The 26536-nt window shown below is 55.3% G+C and carries 25 protein-coding genes and 1 other RNA gene; 8 read left to right on the top strand and 18 right to left on the bottom strand.

From position 1 onward, the window contains the following. Nucleotides 1–282: 282 nt before the first annotated feature. Entirely contained in the window at nucleotides 283–489 is a 207-nt protein-coding gene (locus ACOI6Z_RS11500; protein ID WP_023294878.1) for a hypothetical protein, read from the bottom strand. A gap of 185 nt (nucleotides 490–674) precedes the next feature. Between ACOI6Z_RS11500 and ACOI6Z_RS11505 the strand changes: the two genes are divergently transcribed. Together ACOI6Z_RS11505 and ACOI6Z_RS11510 are read left to right on the top strand one after the other, a co-directional pair. Further along, the gene (locus ACOI6Z_RS11505) at nucleotides 675–1025 is read left to right on the top strand and encodes a hypothetical protein (RefSeq protein ID WP_045345137.1); all 351 of its coding nucleotides are present in this window, start codon (nucleotides 675–677) and stop codon (nucleotides 1023–1025) included. Between the two features lie 280 nt (nucleotides 1026–1305). Beyond that, entirely contained in the window at nucleotides 1306–1881 is a 576-nt protein-coding gene (locus ACOI6Z_RS11510; protein WP_257708825.1) for a recombinase family protein, read from the top strand. A 115-nt stretch (nucleotides 1882–1996) separates the two neighbouring features. Here ACOI6Z_RS11510 and ACOI6Z_RS11515 read toward each other — a convergent pair whose 3' ends face one another. From ACOI6Z_RS11515 to ffs, 4 genes are all read right to left on the bottom strand, one after another. After that, complete coding sequence (locus tag ACOI6Z_RS11515; RefSeq protein WP_257708824.1) at nucleotides 1997–2836, bottom strand: hypothetical protein; 840 nt, start codon at nucleotides 2834–2836, stop codon at nucleotides 1997–1999. Next, nucleotides 2833–3921 carry a ComEC/Rec2 family competence protein gene (locus ACOI6Z_RS11520; protein ID WP_257708823.1) on the bottom strand — a complete coding sequence of 363 codons (1089 nt, stop codon included), beginning with the start codon at nucleotides 3919–3921 and terminating at the stop codon, nucleotides 2833–2835. The genes ACOI6Z_RS11515 and ACOI6Z_RS11520 overlap by 4 nt, the downstream gene beginning before the upstream one ends. 295 nt (nucleotides 3922–4216) lie before the next feature. Beyond that, on the bottom strand, nucleotides 4217–5191 hold the full coding sequence (locus ACOI6Z_RS11525) for a site-specific integrase (RefSeq protein WP_257708822.1): 975 nt from the start codon (nucleotides 5189–5191) through the stop codon (nucleotides 4217–4219). A 225-nt stretch (nucleotides 5192–5416) separates the two neighbouring features. After that, nucleotides 5417–5513, bottom strand: an RNA gene (ffs, locus tag ACOI6Z_RS11530) — signal recognition particle sRNA small type. 241 nt (nucleotides 5514–5754) lie between these two features. On the opposite strand from ffs, the gene ACOI6Z_RS11535 reads away from it, so the two are divergent. Together ACOI6Z_RS11535 and ACOI6Z_RS11540 are read left to right on the top strand one after the other, a co-directional pair. Beyond that, nucleotides 5755–6162, top strand: a complete 408-nt coding sequence (locus ACOI6Z_RS11535; protein WP_017898905.1) for a hypothetical protein — start codon at nucleotides 5755–5757, stop codon at nucleotides 6160–6162. A gap of 65 nt (nucleotides 6163–6227) precedes the next feature. Continuing rightward, nucleotides 6228–6539, top strand: coding sequence for an MGMT family protein (locus ACOI6Z_RS11540; protein WP_049013787.1), 312 nt, complete (start codon nucleotides 6228–6230; stop codon nucleotides 6537–6539). Between the two features lie 38 nt (nucleotides 6540–6577). On the opposite strand, the gene ACOI6Z_RS11545 is transcribed toward ACOI6Z_RS11540, so the two are convergent. After that, nucleotides 6578–7069 carry a YbaY family lipoprotein gene (locus tag ACOI6Z_RS11545; RefSeq protein ID WP_023288625.1) on the bottom strand — a complete coding sequence of 164 codons (492 nt, stop codon included), beginning with the start codon at nucleotides 7067–7069 and terminating at the stop codon, nucleotides 6578–6580. 216 nt (nucleotides 7070–7285) lie between these two features. Between ACOI6Z_RS11545 and tesB the strand changes: the two genes are divergently transcribed. Further along, nucleotides 7286–8149, top strand: a complete 864-nt coding sequence (gene tesB / locus ACOI6Z_RS11550) for an acyl-CoA thioesterase II (RefSeq protein WP_023288624.1) — start codon at nucleotides 7286–7288, stop codon at nucleotides 8147–8149. A 51-nt stretch (nucleotides 8150–8200) separates the two neighbouring features. On the opposite strand, the gene amtB is transcribed toward tesB, so the two are convergent. The 5 genes from amtB to ACOI6Z_RS11575 all read right to left on the bottom strand — a co-directional run bounded on the left by amtB (nucleotide 8201) and on the right by ACOI6Z_RS11575 (nucleotide 14148). Further along, nucleotides 8201–9487 (bottom strand): ammonium transporter AmtB, encoded by a 1287-nt coding sequence (gene amtB / locus ACOI6Z_RS11555; RefSeq protein ID WP_004204781.1) that lies wholly within the window; start codon nucleotides 9485–9487, stop codon nucleotides 8201–8203. Between the two features lie 33 nt (nucleotides 9488–9520). Beyond that, nucleotides 9521–9859, bottom strand: coding sequence for a P-II family nitrogen regulator (gene glnK / locus ACOI6Z_RS11560; protein WP_002891893.1), 339 nt, complete (start codon nucleotides 9857–9859; stop codon nucleotides 9521–9523). A gap of 243 nt (nucleotides 9860–10102) precedes the next feature. Continuing rightward, nucleotides 10103–11881, bottom strand: a complete 1779-nt coding sequence (locus ACOI6Z_RS11565) for a SmdB family multidrug efflux ABC transporter permease/ATP-binding protein (protein ID WP_023288623.1) — start codon at nucleotides 11879–11881, stop codon at nucleotides 10103–10105. Then, entirely contained in the window at nucleotides 11874–13646 is a 1773-nt protein-coding gene (locus ACOI6Z_RS11570; protein WP_023288622.1) for a SmdA family multidrug ABC transporter permease/ATP-binding protein, read from the bottom strand. The genes ACOI6Z_RS11565 and ACOI6Z_RS11570 overlap by 8 nt, the downstream gene beginning before the upstream one ends. Nucleotides 13647–13689: 43 nt before the next feature. Continuing rightward, entirely contained in the window at nucleotides 13690–14148 is a 459-nt protein-coding gene (locus tag ACOI6Z_RS11575) for an Lrp/AsnC family transcriptional regulator (RefSeq protein WP_004204786.1), read from the bottom strand. A 115-nt stretch (nucleotides 14149–14263) separates the two neighbouring features. Between ACOI6Z_RS11575 and ACOI6Z_RS11580 the strand changes: the two genes are divergently transcribed. Continuing rightward, the gene (locus tag ACOI6Z_RS11580; RefSeq protein ID WP_049013789.1) at nucleotides 14264–15316 is read left to right on the top strand and encodes a PLP-dependent cysteine synthase family protein; all 1053 of its coding nucleotides are present in this window, start codon (nucleotides 14264–14266) and stop codon (nucleotides 15314–15316) included. Between the two features lie 44 nt (nucleotides 15317–15360). On the opposite strand, the gene cof is transcribed toward ACOI6Z_RS11580, so the two are convergent. Further along, nucleotides 15361–16179 carry an HMP-PP phosphatase gene (gene cof / locus ACOI6Z_RS11585; RefSeq protein ID WP_044521268.1) on the bottom strand — a complete coding sequence of 273 codons (819 nt, stop codon included), beginning with the start codon at nucleotides 16177–16179 and terminating at the stop codon, nucleotides 15361–15363. Between the two features lie 127 nt (nucleotides 16180–16306). On the opposite strand from cof, the gene ACOI6Z_RS11590 reads away from it, so the two are divergent. After that, complete coding sequence (locus tag ACOI6Z_RS11590) at nucleotides 16307–18004, top strand: SgrR family transcriptional regulator (protein ID WP_104466359.1); 1698 nt, start codon at nucleotides 16307–16309, stop codon at nucleotides 18002–18004. A gap of 66 nt (nucleotides 18005–18070) precedes the next feature. Further along, the gene (gene queC, locus ACOI6Z_RS11595) at nucleotides 18071–18772 is read left to right on the top strand and encodes a 7-cyano-7-deazaguanine synthase QueC (RefSeq protein ID WP_065812683.1); all 702 of its coding nucleotides are present in this window, start codon (nucleotides 18071–18073) and stop codon (nucleotides 18770–18772) included. Between the two features lie 128 nt (nucleotides 18773–18900). Here queC and ACOI6Z_RS11600 read toward each other — a convergent pair whose 3' ends face one another. The 6 genes from ACOI6Z_RS11600 to clpX form a co-directional block, all read right to left on the bottom strand. Next, a complete protein-coding gene (locus ACOI6Z_RS11600) occupies nucleotides 18901–19302 on the bottom strand; it encodes a YbgC/FadM family acyl-CoA thioesterase (RefSeq protein ID WP_023288617.1) in 402 nt (133 codons plus the stop codon). 111 nt (nucleotides 19303–19413) lie between these two features. Continuing rightward, nucleotides 19414–19782: a helix-hairpin-helix domain-containing protein gene (locus ACOI6Z_RS11605; RefSeq protein ID WP_048334171.1), complete on the bottom strand. Its 369-nt coding sequence runs from the start codon at nucleotides 19780–19782 to the stop codon at nucleotides 19414–19416. 148 nt (nucleotides 19783–19930) lie between these two features. After that, nucleotides 19931–21805, bottom strand: a complete 1875-nt coding sequence (gene ppiD, locus ACOI6Z_RS11610) for a peptidylprolyl isomerase (protein WP_065812684.1) — start codon at nucleotides 21803–21805, stop codon at nucleotides 19931–19933. Between the two features lie 214 nt (nucleotides 21806–22019). Continuing rightward, on the bottom strand, nucleotides 22020–22292 hold the full coding sequence (gene hupB / locus ACOI6Z_RS11615; RefSeq protein ID WP_002444653.1) for a nucleoid-associated protein HU-beta: 273 nt from the start codon (nucleotides 22290–22292) through the stop codon (nucleotides 22020–22022). A gap of 209 nt (nucleotides 22293–22501) precedes the next feature. Then, nucleotides 22502–24856: an endopeptidase La gene (lon, locus tag ACOI6Z_RS11620; RefSeq protein WP_065812685.1), complete on the bottom strand. Its 2355-nt coding sequence runs from the start codon at nucleotides 24854–24856 to the stop codon at nucleotides 22502–22504. 183 nt (nucleotides 24857–25039) lie between these two features. Beyond that, the gene (clpX, locus tag ACOI6Z_RS11625) at nucleotides 25040–26314 is read right to left on the bottom strand and encodes an ATP-dependent protease ATP-binding subunit ClpX (RefSeq protein ID WP_002891807.1); all 1275 of its coding nucleotides are present in this window, start codon (nucleotides 26312–26314) and stop codon (nucleotides 25040–25042) included. Nucleotides 26315–26536 lie beyond the last annotated feature (222 nt).

Here is a 26536-nt window from a genome sequence, read left to right on the forward strand (position 1 = left end):
TCCGCATGAAACAACACTCCAGAAAGCCGGAAAACTCCTCATGACTAACAGGATGTAAATAATCTATAAACAACCACATTTGATAGATATAACCTATCATAATTCCTCCCTTATTATTCATCTTCTAACGCCTTTACGAAACTTTTATCCTTCCATCAACTTTCAACAAAGCCTTATTCTATGCGGCTTACAGCTAAATCAATGACGAATCATTAAGTGCTAATACTAAGCAACCGTTCTTTCTCGCGATGTTAAAATAAGCAGCGCTTTTTATTCCCACTTTTACTCTGAACTACTGGTGTTGAAAGTCTTTGCATACGGGCACTGCCCTTTAGTGACGTAGGTGAAAACATACTGGCTGTTCTCATAGGTGCAAAGCGTCTTGCCATTCTCCGTTTTTTCCTGCTGCGGATCTGTCATTGTGATTTGTCCTGCCATCACCAACTGTGAAATCAGCAGTCCCGATATCACCAATATTGATTTCTTCATAAGCCTCACCCCAGTTGACTGTTATCGCCGAATGTCACAGTGCTCAGTATTTGTACAATAGCAGTGTATCACCCACATCGATCGATTTTACTGATCTATAAGATCGATTTAATTAATGAAAGTGGTAAGATAAGGTAATGCGCTAACAGCGCCTTGTCACCAAATCAAACAAGAAAAGGAAGACCATGAAAAGATTGATTCTCGCGTCACTGATCGTTCTCCCCTTCGCCTCAAGTGCAACCACATTCACCTGTAAGGCGATCCAGGAAGGGCAGATCGATTCTGGTAGCCAAAAATCTTCAGTCGAAACTCGCCTTGATGTGCAGGATAAAAGTATGAAGGTGAGCATGGGTGGTAAAACCTGGCGGCTCGGTTTCTTGGGTGAGAAAAGTATTGCGAAGATGTACGCCACGCCAGACGGAGGGATTGCCGTCACATACATCGACAATGGGAGTGAGCCTATTTTCGTTATGCGCCCCACAAACAATGATGGACAGACTGCTGTCTACACGCTCAGCCTGTGCTCTGAGATGTAAACAAAGGCGTGAGTAATCACGCCCTATATATTTGCTCGACCCCAACATTCAAACTGCAACGAGCTTTTGGGCCAATCACCAGCCTCGTGATTATCATTTCCACATACATTTGCTCTCAGTCCCGAGTCCTAAACCTCTATTATCCAGTCTCAAAACGATCTCCTTATAAGACTACACCGACACAACTGCAGAATGCGGCTTCGCCTTGTCTCAAAAGGTTGATCTTTGATTTTGGGACAGCTATTATTTTGAAGCTACCTTTTGAGACTTAGAGAACATCATGACAACTGTGATCGGATATGTGCGAGTTTCCACCAGCGACCAGAACGTTGAAAACCAGAAGCAGCAGATAACCGAAGCTGGATATAGTGTTAACCGCTGGTTCAGTGATGAAGCCGTGAGTGGTGCAGTAAAGGCATCAGGTCGTCCAGGGTTTGGTGAACTACTCAGCTATGTGCGAGAAGGCGATACGCTGATTGTGATTGCCATAGACCGCCTGGGACGTAATACCATTGATGTACTGTCGACAGTTGAAATGTTGCAAGCGAAGGGCGTGAAGGTTGTCAGCTTGCGTGAAGGATTCGACCTGTCAACGCCCGTTGGCAAAGCGATGCTTACCATGATGGCAGGACTCGCCAGCCTTGAGAAAGATCTGATAGCAGAGCGTAGAACGGCAGGTATCAAGCGTGCTCAGTCGGAAGGAAAACATTGCGGCAGACCGATCAAAGCGACCATGGAACAGGTGAGAGAGCTATTAGATCAAGGTTGCTCTCCAGCAATGGTTCAAGATAGGCTGGCTATCAGCAAAGCCACCTTCTACAGACTTAAGACATCCGTTCTACTCTCTGATATTTGAGGATTCTGGGCCGCTCATACCGGATGGCGAAAAAATAACGTTGAGCATTCCACGTAACCACGTCGTCTAACATGAGCTCAAGATTGACAAGGCAGAGACTTCCTGCCCGTCATTTTTAAGTGTTTTCGGTAGGAGAAATTTTTTTATTAGATTGCACCTTCGTTTTCTTGGCTTTTGGCAATACCTCACAAGCAAGTATTAACCTTTCTGCGTATGAAAACCCAGCCTCACGTACAGCGCTTTTAGTGAACAGCAACAGCCAAACAACCAACATTATTAATGACATTCCTACAGTGATCCATTCACCCGGAAGAAGAACTGATTCTATACCACTCCCAGAATACAGTCGCAGGCTGAAAGTGTTAATATCGCCCCTAATGAATACCCAAATTATGCAAAGAAAACATATCGTTACGCCAATCCACTTCAAGCCATATCCATTACGCCTGAAGCCGTAGCTAATATTATCTCTGAAGAGTAAGTTAAACTTCCCCTTATCCCTTGTTGCATTTCGCAAGTAGTTCCCGGCTGATGCATAAATTTTATCAGCCTCACACGGATTGCTGCGTTCCTCGTGCGGCGAAGGAAACTTAACTCCAATTTTCTTTGATAGGATAGAGTGATATCGAGAAGTCGATACATCATCAAATGTATCGTTAGCATACCTCAGGACTTGAACTGATGGAGCACCTCCCCACGAATCCCAGAGGCTTTTCTCCTTCATTTTCCCACGCCGACGAGCAAGTTCAGAAAGTAAAAACAAGCCTCCACCGGACAGAAGAACAAATACTAAAGTATGAAATTTTGATAGTTGATCCTGGTACAAAGCAAAGATCATTACCAAAAAAGGCGAAATTGCAATAAGTGCCGGAAATAAGCGCGCCTGTCGTTCATAGGGGTCAGTTACCTGACCCAATACTTTTATAAATGATAATGAACCTGAAGTATGCATCATTCATCAGTCTCATCATAGAACGGAACATAGGTAACTTGAGTCCACCCACTACGAGGTTCCATATTATGATGGTGTCGAATGGATGTACCTTTTGTCTGAGCAACTTTAAACCCACGACGGATAAATGCGTTAGTAACCACTTTTTTAGGGTGAGTCGGTGCTTTAGCGCTTGCAGAAACTAACGCTGTACGTTTCGGTTCGGTATTTTTCGCCTTTGGTTCACCGATAATAAGGTTAAGAGTCTCAGTGGATACGTTGTGGCGGCCCCCATGATGTGGAATTTGCACACAAGTGACTTCATTGGGGAGGTCAATACCGAGCCCCTCTGCAAAAGTCGCTGCTTCTCGAAGTGATTGGATACCAGCATCGCCAGTTAACAAATAACCTCGCCCATTCAGTTTTCCGAATAAGATAGCACTGCTCTCATTCTCTGAAGAGGTTTCCACCGACTCAGGTAAATATTCTTTATCCCATGCATCTGCTAACGCTACGACAGCATCCTGGATGACGTTCCCAATAGACTCTGCGATCCCCTCCAAAGATAGGGCCGATTTTTTCAGCTCTGGAGATTTGGAGAAATTTGGAATTAGTTCAAGGACATAACGGCTTCTCAAAGGCGAGAGAACAGTGAATATTCCAATCACAGATTCAGCGAATGGCTCATGGATGGGGATTTCTTTGGCTAAAGCAGCTTGCTCAAGCGCATATGCAGCAGACATTTTTTGCTTCAGCCTTTCCGCCAAGCTGTCGTCTGTCATGCGCCCATCATGAAAGAACTCACGTATTACTTCGCTGTATTCCCACGGGCGATGCATCCATAACTCGCCAACTCCAATATTTTCAATCACATAAACTAAGCCACCAGCATGATCATTATCAGGATGAGAATTGACTACATAGTCAACAAAGTCCACCCCATAGTGATTACGGACATGGTTTACGAGTGCTTCACCATAGTCCTTAGTACCACCATCGTAAATCATAACTTTAGACTCACCACCTTGCTGCCAACGAATCGCAATTGCATCGCCACTGTGTTCGCCTTTACCAACAGGTAAAAAATCAATCTCAATACCATCTGCCATAAAGCCCCCTAAGTGTGGAGAAAAAATTGGCAACGAAACACAGAGTTATGAGATCTCATTAGCTCATTCGTTGTCAGCTCCAAATTAGATGTGGGCACAAAAAACATTATCAATGAGAAAAATACTAAAAAGAAAAATATTTCAGCTAATTGCATTTAATCGATTTTCTAAGTCAAAAACCATAAAAGAATCAATAGTAAAATCTATTAAATCTCCATAAACAGACGAAAAACACTATTTAAAGTGAAAGTTGACTCAGGTTATTGCTTTCGAGTTAGCTGTCGAAAGTGCGGGGCTAAAGAGTTTCAATCAAGGCTATCAATGATGAAATGTCGATACCCTTCCCATATCGGTTATAAGTTATAGTCGCATTCGAGTGACCGAGAACCTGTGAAGCAAACTGCTCAGGGAAGCCATTCTGTTTAAATGTTGTCGCGGCGTAGTGGCGCAATGAATGATACTCAGGCAAACCATGCTTGCCCCTGAACCTCGTAAACCAACGGCTAAAATAGTGCCCATAACTGCCGAGGTACAAGGTTAGCTCAGGGAACAAATGGCCTTTTCTATCTTTGATAAAATCAAGCAGACCAAGCGTCAGAAGTTGCGAATGGATCGGAACGAACCGCCGAGAACTGTCCGTTTTAAGCGTCTGATTTGGATTTAAGTTATCAACACGGAAACACCAAACTCCATTTACCTTCATCACATCATTGTGGTAAAGCTGGCAGATCTCATTCTGCCTGATACCAGAATAACGACCGATTAAGATGATCCACCGCTTCCAATCCCTCACGCCATGTAAAGCAATGTGCAAGCGCTTCAGATCATTTAGCTTATAGGCAGGACGGCGATCCATCGGTGCTGTTGTTTCCTTAACGCCCATTCCCTCAAATGGATTTCGAATGTCTTCATCTGTACGAGTTGCAAGCCATTTGAAAAACGCCGAGTTCTTCTTAATGTAACGGTTTCTGGTCGATGCAGAGCCTTCCAGACCATCAACAAACGCCGCTGCGCTTCTTTTACTAAATGGTTCTTTCGTAGCAGCCAGGTATGCATTCACACACCTGTTGATCGTCAAAATCTCGCGCTCACCCACAGATCCTGTTTTAGCGTTGGTGTACTTCTCAAGCTCGCTTTTTAGGTTAGGAAATAATGGTTTTTTCTCGTTCACCAGTGCAGGTGCAGCCAGAGCAGAAGATGAGTGTGCCGGGATGGCCTGGGGAACACAGGCGAAAGGCTGCGAGGTGATGTATTGCTCTGCACGTTTCATCGCTTCACGCTTTGAACGTGTACGCAGAGAAATGCGAATCTCGCGCCGTCTCCGGGATGTTGAATAAACTCTGCGGTAGTACCAGATTCCGTGACGGGACAGCATCAGATGTGACATTGATTAGCCTTCTAAGTGATACACAAAAGTTGTACCACCAGCGGATCAATGCAAAGAAATAATATTTTTATCTATAAAAATCATAGCGTTAGCGGAAATGGGTGGGGGCCCTGCCAGCTACATCCCGGCACACACGTCGTCTGCTCTGGCTGCTTCCTTCCGGACCTGACCTGGTAAACAGAGTAGCGTTGCGGGAGAACCAACAGAGCCCCCATTGAGAGCGTTGTTACCAAACGCGCTGGCGCATTATCCCTGCTGACCTGGTGAATTGCAAGCGCGCCCCGACTGCCTGCTGGTTTATTGCGCAATAACGCGAATAAAACCAGTCACTCACGCTCAACCTGTGAGAGTGAGAGCGTGCGCTCAGCACACAGCCGGGATATCCACCATACTTATCCACCTTATGTTCTCTTTTATCATCAGCGCATTGTCTCTACGGTAATCGAATGACTGACTCATCACCACAGACCATCACTCTGCCTTTGCCCGCCATTGAAGGGATGACCATCGCCTTTCAGGGGGTGAATTATCTGCGCCCTGAAAAAATGCTCGACTTCGTGACTATCAGTCAGGCGCCGGTGCGGGCGGTCACGCCGCTGGCGCTGCTCTATTCCACCGTCGGCGTGCTGCGTCAGGTGGAACTGCGCAAGCTACCGGTCTACATCAGCGGTCGGGTGGTATACCCCATCTCGTCGCTGACCATGCCGGGCCTGCGCGCGAAGCTGATCATCAACGCTACCTCGCAGCGGTTAAAATTCCTGGAGAGCCTCATCGCCAGTTCACCTTCCGACAATGTCCATGGCATGCAGATCCTCGGCCTGGCCCTGACGTTCACCGTCGAACAGCCCGCCTGATCTGCAGGCTGTACAGCCTGCAGATCAGCGCTTATGCTGGCGTTTTTCGGGTAACAGGACTAAATATGGAGCCGCTCGATACATTTCCCCAACGTGTCTGGCACATTGTGGCGTCAATACCGGAAGGGTATGTCACGACCTATGGCGATGTCGCCAGGCTGGCCGGTTCTCCGCGCGCGGCGCGCCAGGTGGGCGGTGTGCTGAAGCGTCTGCCGGAAGGGTCCACTCTGCCCTGGCATCGGGTGGTCAATCGCCATGGCGATATCTCCCTCACCGGCCCCGATCTGCAGCGGCAGCGTCAGGCATTGCTGGCCGAAGGGGTACAGGTCTCAGGCAGCGGCCATATCGATCTCCAGCACTATCGCTGGGTTTACTGAAGACCAAAAAAAAGCCCCCATCCGGGGGCTCATCGAGCTTACTGTGCGACAGGCACGGCGGTCTGCTGAACCGGAACCAGCGTCAGGTCGGCATGGGTGCCCCCCTGGTTGATTACCGTCTGCACGGTATCGGTAATGAACATCAGCTGGCCATTAACCGTAATCGCTGCGCTCAACAGAATGCGGGCGTTCGGTTGAATATCTGCCGGGTTGTAAGGCAGGGCAAAGTTAAATGGCGCCTGCTTGCCTTCGGTACGCACCGCTTTTTGCGACAATACGCGGGCTGGCGCATCTGCCAGAGAAGCATCCGACAGGGTCACCGTCAGCACCGCATCCGGCGGTAATGCGATTCTCTGGCGGATATTAATCGTCCCCGTGACGCTCGGCTGCTGCTGCGCCACGCTCAGCGTCGCAATACCGTAAGGGTCGGGTGCGGCTGCCTGAGCGGAAGAACTGGTGGAGTGGTGATTAGCACAGGCGGTCAGCGTCGCGGCGACGGCTAAGGCACTAAACATATAGGCAAATTTCATGATGTTCTCCTTATCATCCCTTTATACCCAGGAGGATGTTCCGCCGCTTCGCCGGCAGGAACTTTCGTGTCGTCAATAAGTGTGGCACAGATCTCAGATTTCTTCCTGTTGACCGGTTGTTATTCAGATTATTACACCCATCGGACCACTTGCGATTCCAGGTTATACTTTGCCACATTACGCGCACGGCGCCGCCATTGTTAATTGAGGATAAGTATGAGTCAGGCACTCTCTAACCTGCTGGCATTATTAGATCTGGAAAAAATTGAGGAAGGGTTGTTCCGTGGACAGAGCGAAGACCTGGGATTGCGCCAGGTTTTTGGCGGCCAGGTGGTGGGCCAGGCGCTGTATGCCGCAAAAGAGACCGTGCCCGTTGAACGTCTGGTGCATTCGTTTCACAGCTACTTTCTGCGCCCCGGCGACAGTCAAAAACCGATCGTCTACGATGTGGAGGTCCTGCGCGACGGCAACAGCTTTAGCGCCCGCCGGGTCGCCGCTATCCAGAACGGGAAGCCGATCTTCTATATGACCGCCTCCTTCCAGGCGCCAGAGCACGGCTATGAGCATCAGAAAGCGATGCCGGCCGCCCCCTCCCCTGACGGACTGCCTTCGGAAACAGATATCGCCCGCAAGCTGGCGCATCTCCTGCCGCCGCAGGTGAAAGACAAATTCCTCTGCGATAAGCCGCTGGAGATCCGCCCGGTGGAATTTCATAACCCGATGAAAGGCCATATCGCCGAGCCGGCGCGCCAGGTCTGGCTGCGCGCCAACGGCGCCGTTCCCGACGATCTGCGCATTCATCAGTATCTACTGGGCTATGCCTCGGACTTTAACTTCCTGCCGGTGGCGCTGCAGCCGCACGGCGTTGGTTTCCTTGAGCCCGGCATGCAGGTCGCCACCATCGACCACTCAATGTGGTTCCATCGGCCGTTTAATATCAATGAGTGGCTGCTGTACAGCGTTGAAAGCACCTCGGCCTCCAGCGCCCGCGGCTTCGTTCGCGGCGAGTTTTACACGCAGGATGGCACGCTGGTTGCCTCAACGGTCCAGGAAGGGGTGATGCGCAATCGCAACGCATAAAAAAAGCCTCCCTGACGGGAGGCTTTTTGCTACATGGAGAAGGGTTTTCTGTCAGGCGTTGTAGGCGTTTTCGCCATGGCTGTTGACGTCCAGCCCTTCGCGCTCCTGCTCTTCCGGTACGCGCAGCCCTACGGTCATATCCGCCACTTTGTAGCCGATGAAAGCGACGACGCCGGACCAGACCACGGTAATGCCGATACTTTCCAGCTGCACCAGCAGCTGATGGCCCATGGTGACGCCTTCCGCATAACCGACGCCGCCCAGAGAAGTCGCCGCGAAGATACCGGTCAGGATACAGCCGACGATGCCGCAGACGCCGTGGACGCCGAAGACGTCGCAAGGGTCATCCACACGCAGCCAGCGTTTCAGCGCAGTCACGCCCCAGATACCCGCCAGGCCAGAGGCGATACCGACGATCAGCGCGCCGCCGACACCGATATAACCACACGCCGGCGTAACGCCAACCAGACCGGCAATTGCCCCGGAGCAGGCGCCCAGCAGTGAAGGTTTGCCGCGCAGAGCCCATTCGCCAAAGGTCCACGCCAGGATAGCCGCGGCGGTCGCCACGACGGTGTTAACGAACGCCAGGGCCGCGATTTCATTCGCTGCGCTGGCAGAGCCGGCGTTGAAGCCGAACCAGCCCACATAGAGGATAGCGGTGCCGGTGAACACCATCGGCAGGTTATGCGGTTTGAACGCTTCTTTGCCGAAGCCCACGCGTTTGCCCATCATATAGGCGCCCACCAGCCCGGCGACCGCGGCGTTGATGTGCACAACGGTGCCGCCGGCGAAATCCAGCGCGCCATGGGTCGCCAGCAGACCGCCGCCCCAGACCATATGCGCAATCGGCACGTAGGAGAGCGTCATCCACACCACCACGAAAATCAGCACCGCGGAGAAACGGATACGTTCAGCCAGCGCGCCGACGATCAGCCCGACGGTGATGCAGGCGAACGAGCCCTGGAAGGCGACGTGGATATACTGATAGAAGGTGCCCATCAGCGCTTTCAGTTCAATATTTTTCAGCATTACCCAGTCAAAGCTGCCGAAGAAGCTGCCGCCGGTGCCGAAGGCCAGGGTATAGCCATAAATGACCCACAGTACGCAGACGAGGCCAAAGGTGACAATCACCTGCGTCAGCATGGAAAGAACGTTCTTACCGCGGATCAGCCCGCCGTAAAACAGCGCAATCCCCGGGATAGTCATAAACAGAACCAGCGCGGTGCAAATCATCATAAACGCATTATCGGCTTTGTCCGCCACCGCAGGCGCGGCCATCGCCAGCCCCGGAAGAAGGGCTAACGCCCCCAGACCCGATTTCATTGTTGCCATTTTCATTGTTTCGTTCCCCATCACTGTGTGGTCTGGAAATTACAGTGCCGCTTCGTCAGCTTCGCCGGTACGGATGCGAATGACGCGCTGCAATTCAGCGACAAAAATTTTGCCGTCGCCAATTTTTCCGGTGTAAGCCGCTTTGCTGATGACATCGATAACTTCATCCAGCTGATCGTCGGCGATCGCCACATCAATCTTCACTTTTGGCAGAAAGTTGACGCTATACTCGGCGCCGCGGTAGAGCTCCGCATGACCTTTCTGACGGCCAAATCCTTTGACTTCAGTGACCGTCAGGCCCTGAATGCCGATGGAAGACAAGGCTTCACGCACGTCTTCCAGTTTGAATGGTTTGATTACCACGGTAACCAGCTTCATAAGTCCCCTCCAGTCAGTATTCGGTAATGGCCGCAGCTAACACGATGGATATAAAGCAAGGGCTATGCCAGAAATGAAAAAAGGCCGCTGAGCGGCCCTTTGATGGCAAAAAACAGGCGAGAGGTCAGGCATTAGCCTGCGTAAAGGCGTTTAACGGGCAAAAATGCACCAAGGCGGTGCATTTGATGTAACGTTTTTGCACCACGACAGGCCGACCCGCCTTCGCTGCCTGCTGGTGGTGCATCAGGCGCTGAGCGACTCTTCTCTGGCGCTGGCCGCCAGCTCTTCACCAGCCAGCTGTAGCTGATACATCTGCCAGTAGCGGCCTTTCGCCGCCAGCAGTTGCTGATGGTTGCCCCGCTCGACGGCCTGACCGCGATGCAGGACCAGAATGGTATCCGCCTCAACGATGGTCGACAGACGATGGGCGATAACCACCAGAGTGGTATGCTGGCGAACCTTCGCCAGCGCCTGCTGGATCGCCTGCTCGGTGCCGGAGTCGATGTTCGCCGTCGCCTCATCCAGAATCAGAACCTGCGGGGTCTCCACCAGCACGCGCGCCAGCGCCAGCAGCTGCTTCTGTCCGACGGAGAGATTATTGCCCTGCTCGCCCAGCTGGGTGTACAGGCCGTCGCTCATGCTGCGCGCCACCGCCGCCAGCTGCACCGCCTCCAGCGCTTCCCAGACCTGTGTTTCGCTGATGTCCCGGCCCAGGGCGACGTTGGCGTAGAAGGTATCCGCCAGCACCACCGGATCCTGTTGCACCATCGCGATGCCCCGACGCAACGCGCTGTGGCTGAGAGAAGAGAGCGGCCGGCCATCGATGCGGATCTCCCCGTGGGTTAACGGGTAATAGCCCATCATCAGACTGGCGAGGGTACTCTTCCCACTGCCGGTATGCCCGACCAGCGCCACAAAACTGCGGGACGGTATATCCAGCGTGATATCCTGGAGGACCAGACGATCCCCGCGGTAGGCAAAGGAGAGATGGTCGATTTCCACCCGACCGCTGCTCAGCGGCGCGTCATCGGCGCCCCACGCCTGGCGCGGACGGTCCATCAGTTCGAAAACGCGTTCGCCAGCGACCACCGCCTGCTGCAGCATCGACTGCTGGGTGGTCAGCTCAATGAGCGGCTCGTTGAGGCGTCCGAGATAGCTGATAAACGCGTACAGCACCCCGACCTCAATCGTGCCCGCCGCGCTAAAGCCGAACAGCATCAGCAGCCCGCACAGCACCAGCGAGGAAAAGAGGCTCAGCAGCGGACGCAGCAGAAAACCGTCCAGGCGCAGCGTCTGCATCCGCGCCAGGTAGTGGGCGTAGCTGGCCTCGCGCATCCGTTCGCCAAAGCGCGCCTGCTGGCGGAACTGCTGGATGACCCCCATGCCGTTGATCACTTCATTAAAACCATCGTTGATGTCGGCAAGCCAGGCGCGCACCCGGCGCACGATCGGCGTGCTATAGCGCTGATAAATGATCATCACGATCAGCACCGCCGGGAAAATCGCGATCGCCACCAGCGCCATCCGCCAGTCGAGGCTAAACATCGCCACCAGCATCGCGCCGATCAGCGCCGCGCTGCGCAGCACCGTCGCCACTACCGTCACATACAGGTCACGAATGACTTCGGTATCGTTGGTCACGCGTGAGATCAGCTGCCCGACCGGCTGAGTATCAAACTCGCTGAGCGGCTGATGCAGGGCGGCATCCATCACATCGCTGCGTAACTGCTGGACCACGCCGACCGCGGCGCGGTTAAACAGCAGCGACTGGTTATAATGCAGTAGCGCCGCCAGCAGCTGCAGACCGATATAGGCTGCCGCCAGGCCTGCCACCAGCTTCAGCGGCAGAGTCTGTTTCGCCACCATATTGTCGATGAAATAGCTGATAAGCAGCGGGCCGCTCACCTCCGCCGCCGCCGCGATCCACATCATCGCCACCGCGATGGCCAGCGGCTTACGCCACGGTGAACCATAGGCCAGCAGGCGTTTAAGCGTCGGCCAGAGTTCGGTAAAGCTACGCATCCAGGGCCTCCTCTTGCTCCTGGGGAACCTCGTCGAGCGCGGCTTCCAGCTGCTGATACCGATACATGTCGCGGTACCAGCCGGGCTGCACCGCCAGCGCCTCATGGCGGCCGCGCTGGGCGACATGCCCATGCTGCAGCACCAGGATTTCGCTGGCCTCAGTCAGCGCCGACAGGCGGTGGGCGCTGATGATCACCGTCCGCCCCTCTCCCCACTGGCGCAGGTTATGCAGGATCTGGTGTTCGGTGCGGCCATCCACCGCGGATAAAGCATCATCAAGGATCAGAATTTCGGCCTCCAGCAGCAGGGCGCGGGCAATCGAGATGCGCTGTTTCTGGCCGCCGGAGAGCATCACGCCGCGCTCGCCTACTTCGGTATCGTACCCCTGGGGCAGACGCAGAATGTCGTCATGCACGCTGGCCAGCCGCGCCACCCGCTCAATCTGTTCCGGCGTCGCGTCCGGTTTTCCCAGCGCGATATTATTGGCGACGGTATCAGAGAATAAAAACGGCGTCTGATTGACCACCGCCAGCCGCTCGCGCCAGCTGTCGAGCTGCAGACGCGGTAGCGGCAGATCGTGAAAGCGGATCTCGCCGCTGGTGACGTCAAAATGGCGCTGCAGCAGGGCCAGAATGGTGCTTTTGCCAGCGCCCGTCGGCCCGCAGATGCCCAGCATTTGCCCCGGCTGCAGGGTAAAATTAACCTGTTCCAGCGAAGGTTTGCTCGCCTGCGGATAGATGAAATCGCGGATAGCGACCTGCAGGACGCCGCGGCCAGCCGGTACCGTCTCGGTCCCGTCGTCCACCGCCGGCGCCTCTTCGAGCATGGTGCGAATACGACCATAGGCCGCGCTACCGCGCTCCACGATGTTAAACATCCACGCCAGCGCCAGCATCGGCCAGATCATCAGACCAAGGTACATCACAAAGCTGGTGAGCTGACCCAGCGTCAGGCTACCGTGGATCACCATCCAGCTGCCGCCGCCGATGGCCAGCAGATTCGCCGCCCCGATGGCGATATAGATAGTAGGGTCGAAGCGAGCGTCAATGCGCGCCACGCGCATATTTTTCGCTCCGGTATCGGCCGCATCGGCGGCAAACTGCGCCGACTGGCGATCCTCCAGCCCGAACGCCTTAATCATGCGGATGCTGGTCAGACTCTCCTGCGTGCGATCGTTGAGGCTGGAAAAGGCCGCCTGGGCAACGCGAAAACGTTCGTGAAGGGCATCGCCGTTGCGTTTGATCGCCAGGGCCATCAGCGGCATCGGCAGCAGCGCCAGCAGGGTGAGCTGCCAGCTAATCTGCGTCGACATCACAATCAACACCGCACAGCCCATCACCAGGGAATCCACCAGGGTTAACACCCCTTCACCGGCGGCAAACACCACCCGGTCCACGTCGTTGGTGGCGCGGGCGATCAGATCCCCGGTGCGATGGCGCAAATAGAACGCCGGATGCTGGCGGCTCAGCTGCCGGTAAAAATCTTCCCGCAGTTCAACCGCCAGCTGGTAAGAGGCGCCGAACAGCAGCACGCGCCAGACATAGCGCAGCAGGTAAACCATCACCGCGATCAGCACCAGCGCGCCGATCCACATCCACACCTTCTCCGCGGTGTAATGTTGTTGCGTCACGCCGTCGACCACAATGCCCACCACCTTCGGCGGAACAAGCTGCAGGACGGCAATAATGGCCAGCAGGGCAATGGCACCAAGATAGCGGCGCCACTCCCGGCGGAAATACCAGCTGAGTTGTGCAAATAATCGCAAGCAGTAAGATCCTGATTTTGTTATGGGTTACGGCGCAATACCGTTATTCGACAGGCAAGGCGGTGGTGTATTTTATCTGTTCCATGGCAAAACTCGAAGTGACATCCGACAGCCCCGGCACGCTGTTCACCAAACGTTTATAAAAGTCGTCATAGCGCTTCATATCGGCGACCTGCACCCGCAGCAGATAATCATACTCCCCCGCCATCCGCCAGAAGCCGAGCACTTCAGCCATCTGCGTCACTTCGCTCACAAAATGGCAATACCAGTCGCTGCTGTGATGTTGGGTCTTGATCAGGACAAACGCCGTCAGCCCCAGCCCCACCTTTTCCGCATCGAGTAAGGCGACGCGCCCGCGGAGAATACCCTCATCCTCGAGTCGTTTCAGGCGTTTCCAGCAAGGGGTCGTGGTCAGATTAACGGCATCAGCCAGCGCCTGCAAAGAGAGGGTGCAATCTTCCTGCAGCAGCGCCAGCAGCTTACGGTCAATTTTATCTAACATAAGGCCACCAGAGAGAATAATTTACTCCCGCAATTGTAATTGAAAGGCTAAATAGCAACAATTTTTCCCGCACAATCCGCTAAGCTGGGCACAAAATGACAAACAGGAATCCGAAATGAATAGCGCCTGGGTAAAACACGCCATTAGTGAAATTAACGCCGACTATCAGCGTTCCGCCGATACACACCTGATTCGCCTGGCGCTGCCTGGTTTTCCCGGGATCCCGATTTATCTGAAGGATGAAAGTACGCATCCGACCGGTAGCCTCAAACACCGTCTGGCGCGGTCGCTGTTTCTCTATGGCCTGTGCAACGGCTGGATCAAAGAAGGCACCACGATTATCGAATCGTCTTCGGGTTCGACCGCGGTTTCTGAAGCCTATTTCGCCCGCCTGCTGGGGCTGCCGTTTATCGCCGTGATGCCCTCCTGCACCGCCAGACGCAAAATCGAACAGATCGAGTTCTACGGTGGACGCTGCCATTTTGTGCAGAACGCCTGCGAAATCTACGCGGCTTCCGAAACGCTGGCGCGCGAGCTGAACGGTCACTATATGGATCAGTTTACCTTCGCCGAGCGGGCCACCGACTGGCGCGGCAATAACAATATCGCCGACAGTATTTTCCGCCAGATGAGCCATGAGCCGCACCCGCAGCCATCGTGGATCGTGATGAGCGCCGGCACCGGCGGCACCTCAGCGACCATTGGCCGCTATATTCGCAGCCAGGGCTACGAGACGCAGCTGATGGTTGTCGACCCGCAAAATTCGGTGTTCCTCGATTACTGGCAGACTCGCGACGGCAGCCTGCGCAGCCCGGTTGGCAGCAAAATTGAAGGCATCGGCCGCCCGCGGGTCGAGCCATCATTTATTCCCGACGTTGTCGATGAGATGCTGCGCGTGCCGGATGCGGCGAGCGTGGCCACTGCTTTGTGGCTGGAAACGCAGCTTGGACGAAAAGTCGGCGCCTCGACCGGGACCAATATGTGGGGGGTGCTGCAGCTGGCCGCGCGGATGCGCGAGGAAGGACGCACGGGTTCCCTGGTGACCCTGCTGTGCGACAGCGGCGAGCGTTATCTGGAAAGCTATTACAACCCACAGTGGGTGGCGGCCAACATCGGCGATATCGCCCCCTGGCAGGCGGAGCTCGCCCGGCTGGTCGGCAGAACATAAAAAAAGCCAGATAGAATGCTATCTGGCTTGCTGGAAGGGTCTCTCTATTCGGGGGAATAAGGAAGATCAGGATTATCCAGCCAATGCGTTAAAAAATGGGAGACCGCCTGATGCCGGCAGTCGCCGATAACCGGGAGATGCGGCAGCTCGGCTTTCAGCTGCGGCATCGCGTTGCCCATGATGAACCCCCGCCCGACGCTGCGAAGCATCTCGCGATCGTTCATCGCATCGCCGAAGGCCATGCACTCCTGTAGGGTGAGGCCCAGGTGCTGGCTCAGCCTCGCCAGCGCCGCGCCTTTATTGCAGCCAACCGGCAGCACTTCCAGACAGTCCATCGCCGAGAAGCAGAGAAACGCGCGCTGGCCCAGCGCCTCATTCAGTTGGATCCGCAGTCGGCGCAGATCGTCATGATCGCCGCAGAAGCAGATCTTGGTGACATGATGCGCCGACATACGTTTCGGATCGCACAGTTGATAGCGAAACCCGCTAAAGACATGCGCCTTCAGCAGCTCAGGCCTTGCCTGGCCGGTGAACCAACCGCCGTCATTAAACACGTGCATGCTGGCCCGGGTATCCCATCGACTATGCAGCACTTCTTCCGCTACCTCGGGGTTGAGATCCTGACGGTACAGCTCCTCCCCTTCCAGCGAGTGGATGCGCGTCCCGTTGCCCGTGATCAGAAAGGCGTCCAGGGAAAACTCACCCATCACATGGTGCATCTCCAGCGCATGGCGGCCGGTGGCGAACGTCAGGGTGATATCGCGTTCCCGCAGCCGTTTCAGCGCGGTGAGCGTCTTTTCTCCGAGACGATGGTCCGGCATCAGCAAGGTGCCGTCCATATCAAATGCTGCCAGTTTTGCCATGGTGTTTTCCCCAATGTGTGATGGGCTTCGCTTGTGCTGCAGTATCACCTGGGATATACGGAAGTAATAGTGAATAGATAATATAAATTGTTCCGGGTTTATTACGGCCCGGTGGACGACAGCGCTTATGCGACTCTTACACCGTTTAAATCAGTACCAGCGGCTGTGGCAACCCTCAGCCGGGGCGCCGCAGCAGGTCACCGTCGGCGAACTGGCGGAACGCTGTTTTTGCAGCGAACGCCATGTCCGTACCCTGCTGCGTCAGGCGCAAGAGGCCGGATGGTTAAGCTGGCAGGCCCGCTCCGGGCGCGGCAAGCGCGGACTGCTCTCTTTTTACAAAACGCCGGAACGTTTGCGCAATGAGATGATGGAGCTGGCGCTGCATAAAGGTCAGCAGCAAAACGCGCTGGAGCTGGCGCAGCTGGCCCCGGTGGAGCTGAAAGCCCTGCTCCACCCCTTTCTGGGCGGTCAGTGGCAAAACAATACCCCGACGCTGCGTATTCCATACTATCGCCCGCTGGAGCCGCTACGCCCCGGCTTTCTGCCCGGACGCGCCGAGCAGCATCTGGCCGGGCAGATCTATGCCGGGCTGACGCGCTTCGACGAAGGCGACACTATGCCGATCGGCGATCTAGCGCACCACTGGCAGGTCTCCCCTGACGGCCTGCGCTGGCAGTTTTATATCCGCTCCACGCTGTGCTGGCACAACGGCGATGCGGTGGAAACCGCACAGCTGCGGCAGCGCTTACTGCTGCTGCTGGATCTGCCCGCCTTGCGGACCCTCTTCGCCAGCATCAGCCACATCGATGTCACTCACGCCCAGTGCCTCACCATCACGCTGCATCGTCCTGACTACTGGCTGCCGTTCCGCCTCGCCAGCTATTGCAGCGTGCTGGCCCATCCTGACGATCCGGCCATCGGCTGCGGACCGTTCCGCCTGAAGCGGTTTAGTCCGGAACTCGTCCGCCTGGAGAACCATCCCCGCTACCATCTGCGGCATCCGCTGATCCAGGCGGTGGAGTACTGGATCACCCCCCAGCTCTTCGATCGCGATCTCGGGACCAGCTGCCGCCACCCGGTGCAGATCACGATTGGCGATCGCGAAGAGCTCCATAACCTGCGCCAGGTCAGCAACAGCATCAGTCTTGGCTTCTGCTATCTGACCCTGCGTCACAGCCCTCGGCTTAGCAAAGCGCAGGCCCAGCGGCTGGTATCGATAATTCACCGCTCATCGTTGCTGGAAACGCTGCCGCTCGACGAGGATCTGATTACGCCAAGCCATGAGGTGTTGCCGGGATGGTCCATCCCGCAGGGGCCGGAAAACAGCGCGGTGCCGCTGCCGGCCAGGCTCACGCTGCTCTACCATCTGCCGGTCGAACTCCACGCCATGGCCGAACAGCTGAGACAGCGGCTGGCTGTGCTGGGCTGCGAGCTGACGCTTCTGTTTCATGACGCCAAAAACTGGGAGGGCTGCCAGCATCTGGGGCAGGCCGACCTGATGATGGGCGACCGCCTGATCGGCGAAGCGCCAGAGTATGCCCTGGAGCAGTGGCTGCGCTGCGATATGCTGTGGCCCAATTTGCTGACCGGGGCGCAATATGCCCATCTGCAGGCGACATTAGACGCGGTACAGGCGCAGCCGGAAGCCCGCAGCCGCAACGATGCGCTGCGCAACGTATTCAACAACCTGATGGAAGACGCCATCATGACGCCGCTGTTTAAATACAACTATCGGATCAGCGCCCCGCCGGGTGTCAATGGCTTGCGCCTCAACGCCCGCGGCTGGTTCGACTTCGCCAGCGCCTGGCTGCCGGCGTCGACGTGAGAGAGCTGGTGGTGGCGGGCGTCTGGCGCTACCATATCGCCTTTACTCATTAAGTCAGGAATTGCCATGAAACGCGCCGTAGTTGTCTTCAGCGGAGGACAAGATTCAACCACCTGTCTGGTGCAGGCTCTGCAACAGTATGATGAAGTGCATTGCGTCACTTTTGATTATGGCCAACGCCACCGCGCGGAAATCGACGTTGCGCGCGAACTCGCCCTGAAACTTGGCGCCGTCGCGCATAAAGTGCTGGACGTTACCCTGCTCAATGAACTGGCGGTCAGCAGCCTGACCCGCGATAACATTCCGATACCAGACTATCAGCCTGATGCCGAGGGCATTCCCAATACTTTTGTCCCGGGGCGCAATATTCTGTTTTTAACCCTGACGGCAATCTACGCCTATCAGGTAAAAGCCGACGCTATCATCACCGGCGTGTGCGAGACCGACTTCTCCGGCTACCCGGACTGCCGCGATGAGTTTGTCAAAGCGCTGCACCACGCCGTCAGCCTTGGGATGGCGAAAGACATTCGCTTTGAAACCCCACTGATGTGGCTGAACAAAGCCGAGACCTGGGCGCTGGCCGACTACTGGGGTCAGTTGGATCTGGTGCGCCGGGAAACCATCACCTGCTACAACGGCATTAAGGGCGATGGCTGCGGCCAGTGCGCCGCCTGCAACCTGCGCGCTAACGGGCTCAACCAGTATCTGGCCGATAAGGTCGGGGTAATGGCGGTGATGAAGCAAAAAACCGGCTTGACACAGGCATAGCCTCCGAAGAGGTATCTGCCCGAAGCTTCAGTTCAAATTCCCCGGTGGCGCTACGCATACCGGGGCAAGGGGTTCATCACCTTCAGGAGGTCGAGGCGCGCCACCGCCCGGCACGCACGCGAAGGTTGTCAGCGCAAGTTCATCTGGTCGAGTTTCTCACGCAGTTCCCCTTCCAGCGGCAGCGCCTTCTGGGTTTTCAAATCAATACAGACGAAGGTGATCAGCGCATCGGCCACCACCTCGCCATTGGGGTTGAGGGTGACCACCTGGCTGAGCGTGCCGCTTTTGCCGTTGAGTTGCTCCAGTTTGCTGCTCACCGTCAGCACATCGCCCAGGACCGCCGGACGGCGGTAGTTGATATTAATATTCACCACCACGAAGGCGATGTTTTTCTCGGTCATCCACTGAAACGCCGGGCTATTTTCCAGACCATCCCAGCGGGCTTCCTCAAGGAACTCCAGGTAGCGTGCGTTATTCACATGCTGGTAGACGTCCAGATGATAGCCGCGAACTTTAATTTGTGTCTGCATAGCATCAATGCCTTTCTGTTATTGTTGTTTATGAGGTAAGAGGTCACACCACTTAATGCAACCTCTTTATCCTGGCAAAAAATCACCGCTGTGCAAGCGCTGGCATAAAATTTACAGCGTCAGATGGGCTAAATTCCGCTCCACCAGCGCACTGCCCATCCCCGGGACCTGCTTCAGGTCATCAAGGGTTTTGAATGGCCCATACTCCTCACGGTAGCTGACAATCGCCTGGGCTTTTTTCAACCCCACGCCATTCAAAGCCTGCGCCAGCTGCTCGGCGCTGGCGTGGTTAATGCTGACTTTGGTCGCCCCGTTGTCGGCCTCGCCGGGTTCCGCTTTCGCTTTCGCCGAAGAGGACCCCGGGACATGCTCTTTGGTTACCACCGCTTTGCCGCTGGCGGGGGCGGCCAGCGCGCCCTGTGCGCCTACCGCGAAAACCAGAACGCCCGCAGCCATCAGTGCTTTTATTCCATATTTCATGCTGATATCTCCTTGTGTGTAGACAGCAAGGCTACGATAGCGTCAGTGCGGATGGCCGACAAAAGGCAAATCACAGAAATGGAAAGGGCCGCGAAAGCGGCCCCTGAGGATTACATGGTGTTGCGTATTTTTGCGAAACGACGCGAAATTACTGCTGCTGGTCGATGCTGTCGCCCAGCTTAATTTTCGCCGCCTTGCGCAGGTTGCTCATCAGCGCTTCGAAAGCGATTTGGGCATTGTTCTGGGTAATCCCCTGAACCATAGCCTTCTTCTGCTCTTCCGGCATGCTGCCTGCTTTCACTTCATCCAGCGCCACCAGCACCACATCGCCTTGCATGTTGCTGCCAACGCCATAGACCGGTTTGCCCTGCTGCGGCAGCGGCAGAGTGAATGCCAGCTGGCTCAGCGGATCCTGGCCGGTACGGGAAAGCGTCTGCGGCGCGCCAAAGCTCAGGCCAGCCGCCTTCATCGCCTCATCGCCTTTGCCGTCTTTCAGCGCCGCCAGCAGCTTATCGGCATCCAGCTTCGCCTGCTGTTCCGCTTTATTGTGCTTAACGATATCGCTGACCTGCGCCTTCACTTCGGCCAGCGGTTTCACCGCCTCGGCTTTGTGCTCGCTGATACGCAGAACAAAAGCGCGATCGCCATCAACGGTAATGATGTCAGAGTTGCTGCCCGGCGCGCCGTTCACACCGACCAGACCGCCGTTGAAGATAGCGTCAGCGACCGGTTTAAAGTTCAGCTCTTCCGGCAGGTTATCGCGGCCAAACCAGCCGGTTTCCACCACCTGCACTCCGGCGACCTGCGCCGCGCCCGCCAGCGATTCATTATCGTTGCTGGCCGCATCGCTCACCTTCTGCTGCAGCGCATAGTAAGCATCTAGCGCTTTCTCCTGCTTCACTTTCGCCGCAATGTCATTGCGCACGTCAGCCAGCGGTTTGACCTGCGCCGGCTGGACGTCGTCCAGACGGGCCACCAGGAAGCCAACCGAGGATTTGATCACCCCGGAGAGCTGGCCTTTCTCTTTCAGGCCGGCCTCTTTCAGCTCAGGCACAGTAGAGGCATCTTCCATCCACCCCATATCGCCGCCGTTGCGGGCAGAGATAATATCGGTCGATTTTTCTTTTGCCAGCGTGGCGAAATCAGTGCCTTTTTGCAGCTCGGCCAGCACCGCTTTCGCGTCGGCTTCAGTTTTAGTCTGAATCACGCTGTAGCGATTACGCTGCGGCTGAGTGAACTGATCTTTATGCTGGTCATACCATGACTGGATTTCTTCGTCAGAGGCGTTTTCCTGCATGCTGGCGGCATCCATCTTGATGTAGCTCACGCGGAACTGCTCCGGCGCCATAAAACGGGCCTGATTCTGCTGCCAGAAAGCGTTGATTTCCTCATCGCTGGCGGTCTGTTTTGCCGCCAGGGCGTTGACGTTGATGGTCGCTTCGCGGACGACACGCTGCTGAGACACCAGCGCCGCCAGCTGATCGGACTCGCCCGGCAGCATGAAGTCGGTACCCGCAATGGCGTTAATCAGCTGCTGCGTGGTCAGCTGGTTACGCAGCGCCTGGGCGTACTGATCGGTGGTCATTCCCATCTGGGCGACAATACCGCTGAAACGCTGATTGTCGAACTTACCGTTCGTCTGGAACGCCTGGGTCTGGAAGATCGCCTGCTTCACCTGCTCATCGCTGATGCTGAGGCCCAGCTCGCGGGCATACTGATCCAGAAGCGACTCATCGATCAGGCGGTTCAGCACCTGCTGGCGCATGGTTTTCATGTAGTTTTCGTTCGCCGCCAGCTCGGAGAACTGGTCGCCAAGCTGCTGCTGCATACGGTTACGTTCGCTGGCGACGGCGTTTTCAAACTGCCCACGGCCAATCTCCTGGCCATTCACTTTTGCGGCATAGTTTTTGCCACCGCCAATCAGGTAACCACTCACCCCGGTCAAAATGAACGAGACGATAATGATACCGAAAATAATCTTGAGCACGACGCTGTTGGCGGCCGTGCGTAGGTTGTCCATCATGGTGTAACAACGCTCCGCTGTAGATGACTTTAGCTCGCGCAGCATAGCACGTGATGGCCGCCGCGCGTGAGGACGTATTTTGACAAGAAAACAGGGTGATTGTCAGCCCACAAGTGGCGATAAACACACATAAAGTGGTCTGAAAAGGCAATAAAAAAGGCACATCTCACGATGCGCCCTTGTACTTCGTCACATTCCCTGACGGGAAAGCCGATCAGTTCACCGCGTCTTTCAGCGCTTTACCAGCACGGAAGCCCGGCACTTTTGCGGCAGCGATAGTAATTTCTTTACCTGTTTGTGGGTTGCGACCAGTACGGGCGGCACGTTCTTTAACAGCAAAGGTACCGAAACCTACCAGCGCAACGTCATCCCCAGCCTGCAGAGATTCAGTAACAGAAGCGATTAAAGCATCTAACGCACGTCCAGCTGCAGCTTTAGAAATGTCCGCACCCGCAGCAATTTTGTCAATCAGTTGAGATTTATTCACTGTTCTCTTCCTCTCTTTATAATTTATATCGCACCAGAGTCCTTCATAGTGCGACCGCGCAGCAGTTATATCAGGACTGTCATGCCCTTACAACAGCAGTTGTCGATGACCCCCCTGCCAGCGATCTAAGTTAGCTACACAAAAAAAGGCTGGCAAGTCCGAAATGACTTACCAGCCCTATTTTTATTAGCGCAATTTGCGCAGAATCACTATTTCGCGGTCACAACCTGCATGCCGAACGGTTCGTTCTGCAGCGCAAGTGTCAGAACTTCCTCGATTCGTTTCACCGGATGGATATCCAAATCGGCGATAACGTTATCCGGAATTTCTTCAAGGTCGCGTTTGTTCTCATCAGGAATCAGAACAGTCTTAATACCGCCGCGATGCGCCGCGAGCAGTTTTTCCTTCAGACCGCCGATCGGCAGCACCTGACCACGCAGCGTAATCTCCCCGGTCATCGCCACATCGGCGCGTACCGGGTTGCCGGTCAGGCAGGAGACCAGCGCCGTACACATGGCGATACCCGCGCTCGGGCCATCCTTCGGCGTCGCCCCTTCCGGTACGTGGACGTGAATATCACGCTTCTCGTAGAAGTCGGCGTTAATGCCCAGCTTGTCCGCCCGCGAACGTACCACGGTCAGCGCAGCCTGAATCGACTCCTGCATCACCTCGCCCAGCGAGCCGGTGTAGGTCAGTTTGCCTTTACCCGGTACGCAGGCGGTTTCGATGGTCAGCAGATCGCCGCCCACTTCCGTCCACGCCAGACCGGTCACCTGACCGACGCGGTTCTCACTATCGGCGCGGCCATAGTCGAAGCGCTGCACGCCGAGATAATCATGCAGATTCTCACCGTTAATTTCGATGTGTTTCAGCGTTTTATCCAGCAACAGCTGCTTAACGGCCTTACGGCACAGCTTGGAGATTTCACGCTCCAGGCTACGAACGCCCGCTTCACGGGTGTAGTAACGAATAATGCCGATAATGGCGCTATCGTCGACGGTCAGCTCGCCTTTCTTCAGCGCGTTGCGTTCGATCTGCTTCGGCAGCAGGTGACGCTTGGCGATGTTCAGTTTTTCATCTTCGGTGTAACCCGAGAGGCGAATTACTTCCATACGGTCCAGCAGCGGCGCCGGAATGTTCATGGAGTTGGACGTCGCCACGAACATCACGTCGCTGAGATCGTAATCCACTTCCAGATAGTGGTCGTTAAAGGCCACGTTCTGTTCCGGATCCAGCACCTCAAGCAACGCGGAAGCCGGGTCGCCGCGCATGTCGGAAGACATTTTGTCGATCTCATCCAGCAGGAACAGCGGGTTTTTCACCCCCACTTTCGCCATTTTCTGGATCAGTTTGCCCGGCATCGAGCCAATATAGGTCCGACGATGACCGCGAATTTCCGCTTCATCGCGCACGCCGCCCAGCGCCATGCGGACGTATTTCCGGCCGGTCGCTTTGGCGATAGATTGACCCAATGAGGTTTTACCTACCCCCGGCGGTCCCACCAGGCAGAGGATCGGCCCCTTGATTTTGTTGACCCGGCTCTGCACCGCGAGATACTCAAGGATGCGGTCCTTCACGCGCTCCAGACCATAGTGATCGGTATCGAGGATCTCCTGGGCCTGACGCAGGTCTTTTTTGACCTTACTGCGCGCATTCCACGGCACCTGCACCATCCAGTCGATGTAGCCACGCACGACGGTCGCTTCCGCAGACATCGGCGACATCATCTTCAGCTTCTGCAGTTCCGCTTCGGTTTTCTCTTTCGCCTCTTTCGGCATTTTCGCCGCGTCGATCTTGCGCTTCAGCGCTTCGTTTTCGTCCGGGGCGTCGTCCATCTCGCCGAGTTCTTTCTGAATCGCTTTCATTTGCTCGTTCAGATAGTACTCGCGCTGGGATTTCTCCATCTGCTTTTTGACGCGGTTGCGAATGCGCTTCTCAACCTGCAGCAGATCGATTTCCGATTCCATCATCGCCATCAGATATTCCAGACGTTCGTTGACGTCGGACATCTCCAGCACGGACTGCTTGTCCGCCAGCTTCAGCGGCATATGCGCCGCGATGGTATCCGCCAGGCGCGCCGGATCGTCGATGCTGTTCAGCGACGTCAGCACTTCCGGTGGGATCTTTTTATTCAGCTTGATATAGCCTTCAAACTGGCTGATAGCGGTACGAACCAGCACTTCCTGCTCACGTTCGTCAATCGCCGGCGAGTCGAGATACTCCGCTTTCGACGAGAAATGTTCGCCATTATCAGACAGCGCAGAAATGCGTGCACGCTGTAGCCCTTCGACCAGCACCTTCACGGTGCCGTCCGGCAGCTTCAGCATCTGCAAAATAGACGCCACGGTTCCAACGGTGAAAAGATCGTTTACACCCGGCTCATCCGTCGACGCTTCTTTCTGCGCAACCAGCATGATTTTTTTATCATGGTCCATGGCCGCTTCGAGGCAACGGATAGATTTTTCCCGCCCTACGAACAGGGGTATGACCATGTGCGGATAAACCACCACATCGCGCAACGGCAATACGGGGATTTCAATGCGTTCAGAACGCTCAGGATTCATAGAGCTCTCTCTTAGTTTAAAGTCCGCCAGGTAGCCGACGACGCCACACTCCACTGCATCGTCGTTAATATGTAATCCAGTATATGGGGATGTATTCCACACATTCAACGGCGGGAATGCAGGAAAAATAAAAGGGGAGATAAAATCCCCCCTTTTTGTTAACTGCTTGAGTGAAATGGCTAATTATTCGCCAGATGCCTGCTGAGCTTCCGGTTTGCCGTAGATCAGCAGCGGTTTGCTCTGTCCGGCGATAACCGACTCATCAATGACCACTTTTTCGACATCTTCCATCGAAGGCAGGTCATACATGGTGTCCAGCAGCGCCGCTTCCACAATGGAACGCAGGCCACGGGCGCCGGTTTTACGCGCCATCGCTTTCTTGGCGATGGCATCCAGCGCTTCGTCGCGGAATTCAAGCTCTGCGCCTTCCAGGCTAAACAGCGCCTGATACTGCTTGGTCAGGGCGTTTTTCGGCTCTTTCAGGATCTGGATCAGCGCTTCTTCGCTCAGCTCGTTCAGGGTCGCCACTACCGGCAGACGGCCAATGAATTCCGGAATCAAACCAAACTTGATCAGATCTTCCGGCTCGACCTGGGCCAGCAGTTCGCCTTCGCTCGCTTTGTCGGACTTCGCTTTAACCGTCGCGCCAAAACCAATGCCGGAGCCGGTTTCCACACGGTGGGAAATCACTTTATCCAGACCGGCAAACGCTCCGCCGCAGATAAACAGGATCTTGGAGGTATCAACCTGCAGGAACTCCTGCTGCGGGTGTTTACGCCCGCCCTGCGGCGGAACGGCGGCGACGGTGCCTTCGATAAGCTTCAGCAGCGCCTGCTGCACGCCTTCGCCGGAGACGTCGCGGGTAATCGACGGGTTGTCGGATTTACGCGAAATTTTGTCGATTTCGTCGATATAGACGATGCCGCGCTGCGCTTTCTGCACGTCGTAGTCGCACTTCTGCAGCAGTTTCTGAATGATATTTTCGACGTCCTCACCCACATAACCGGCTTCGGTCAGGGTGGTGGCGTCCGCCATGGTAAACGGCACATCCAGCAGGCGCGCCAGCGTTTCCGCCAGCAGCGTTTTACCGGAGCCGGTCGGCCCGATCAGCAGAATGTTACTTTTACCCAGCTCTACGCCATTGCTGGTATCGCCATTGCGCAGACGTTTGTAGTGGTTGTATACCGCGACCGCCAACACTTTTTTCGCCTGTTCCTGACCGATGACGTAGTCATCAAGGTGGTGGCGAATCTCGTGCGGCGTCGGCAGCGCGCTGCGCTCGCGGTGCGGCGCAACTTCTTTAATCTCTTCGCGAATGATGTCGTTACATAAATCAACGCATTCGTCGCAGATATACACGGATGGCCCGGCGATCAGCTTACGCACTTCATGCTGGCTTTTGCCGCAAAAAGAGCAATACAACAATTTGCCCGATCCATCTTTGCGTTTATCTGTCATGAGTCCAAACCTCTTTTTAAGTTCTTTGTGCCGCACACGACGACGCAAATGCCATTCTCAGGCGCAAGCCGCCATATAGCGTTGTGCCGCCCTTCATTAGTATATACACAAAATCCTTCGCGCTACATCGAGGCGGTAGCGAAGCTACCGGCCGCGTGCCTGCCCGGCAAGCCTCCGGAAAAATGCCAACCGCTTAGCAGACGTGGCGAGAAGGATGCAGCG

The organism is Klebsiella sp. C239 (assembly GCF_048822715.1).
GTDB classification, from domain to species: domain Bacteria; phylum Pseudomonadota; class Gammaproteobacteria; order Enterobacterales; family Enterobacteriaceae; genus Klebsiella; species Klebsiella quasipneumoniae.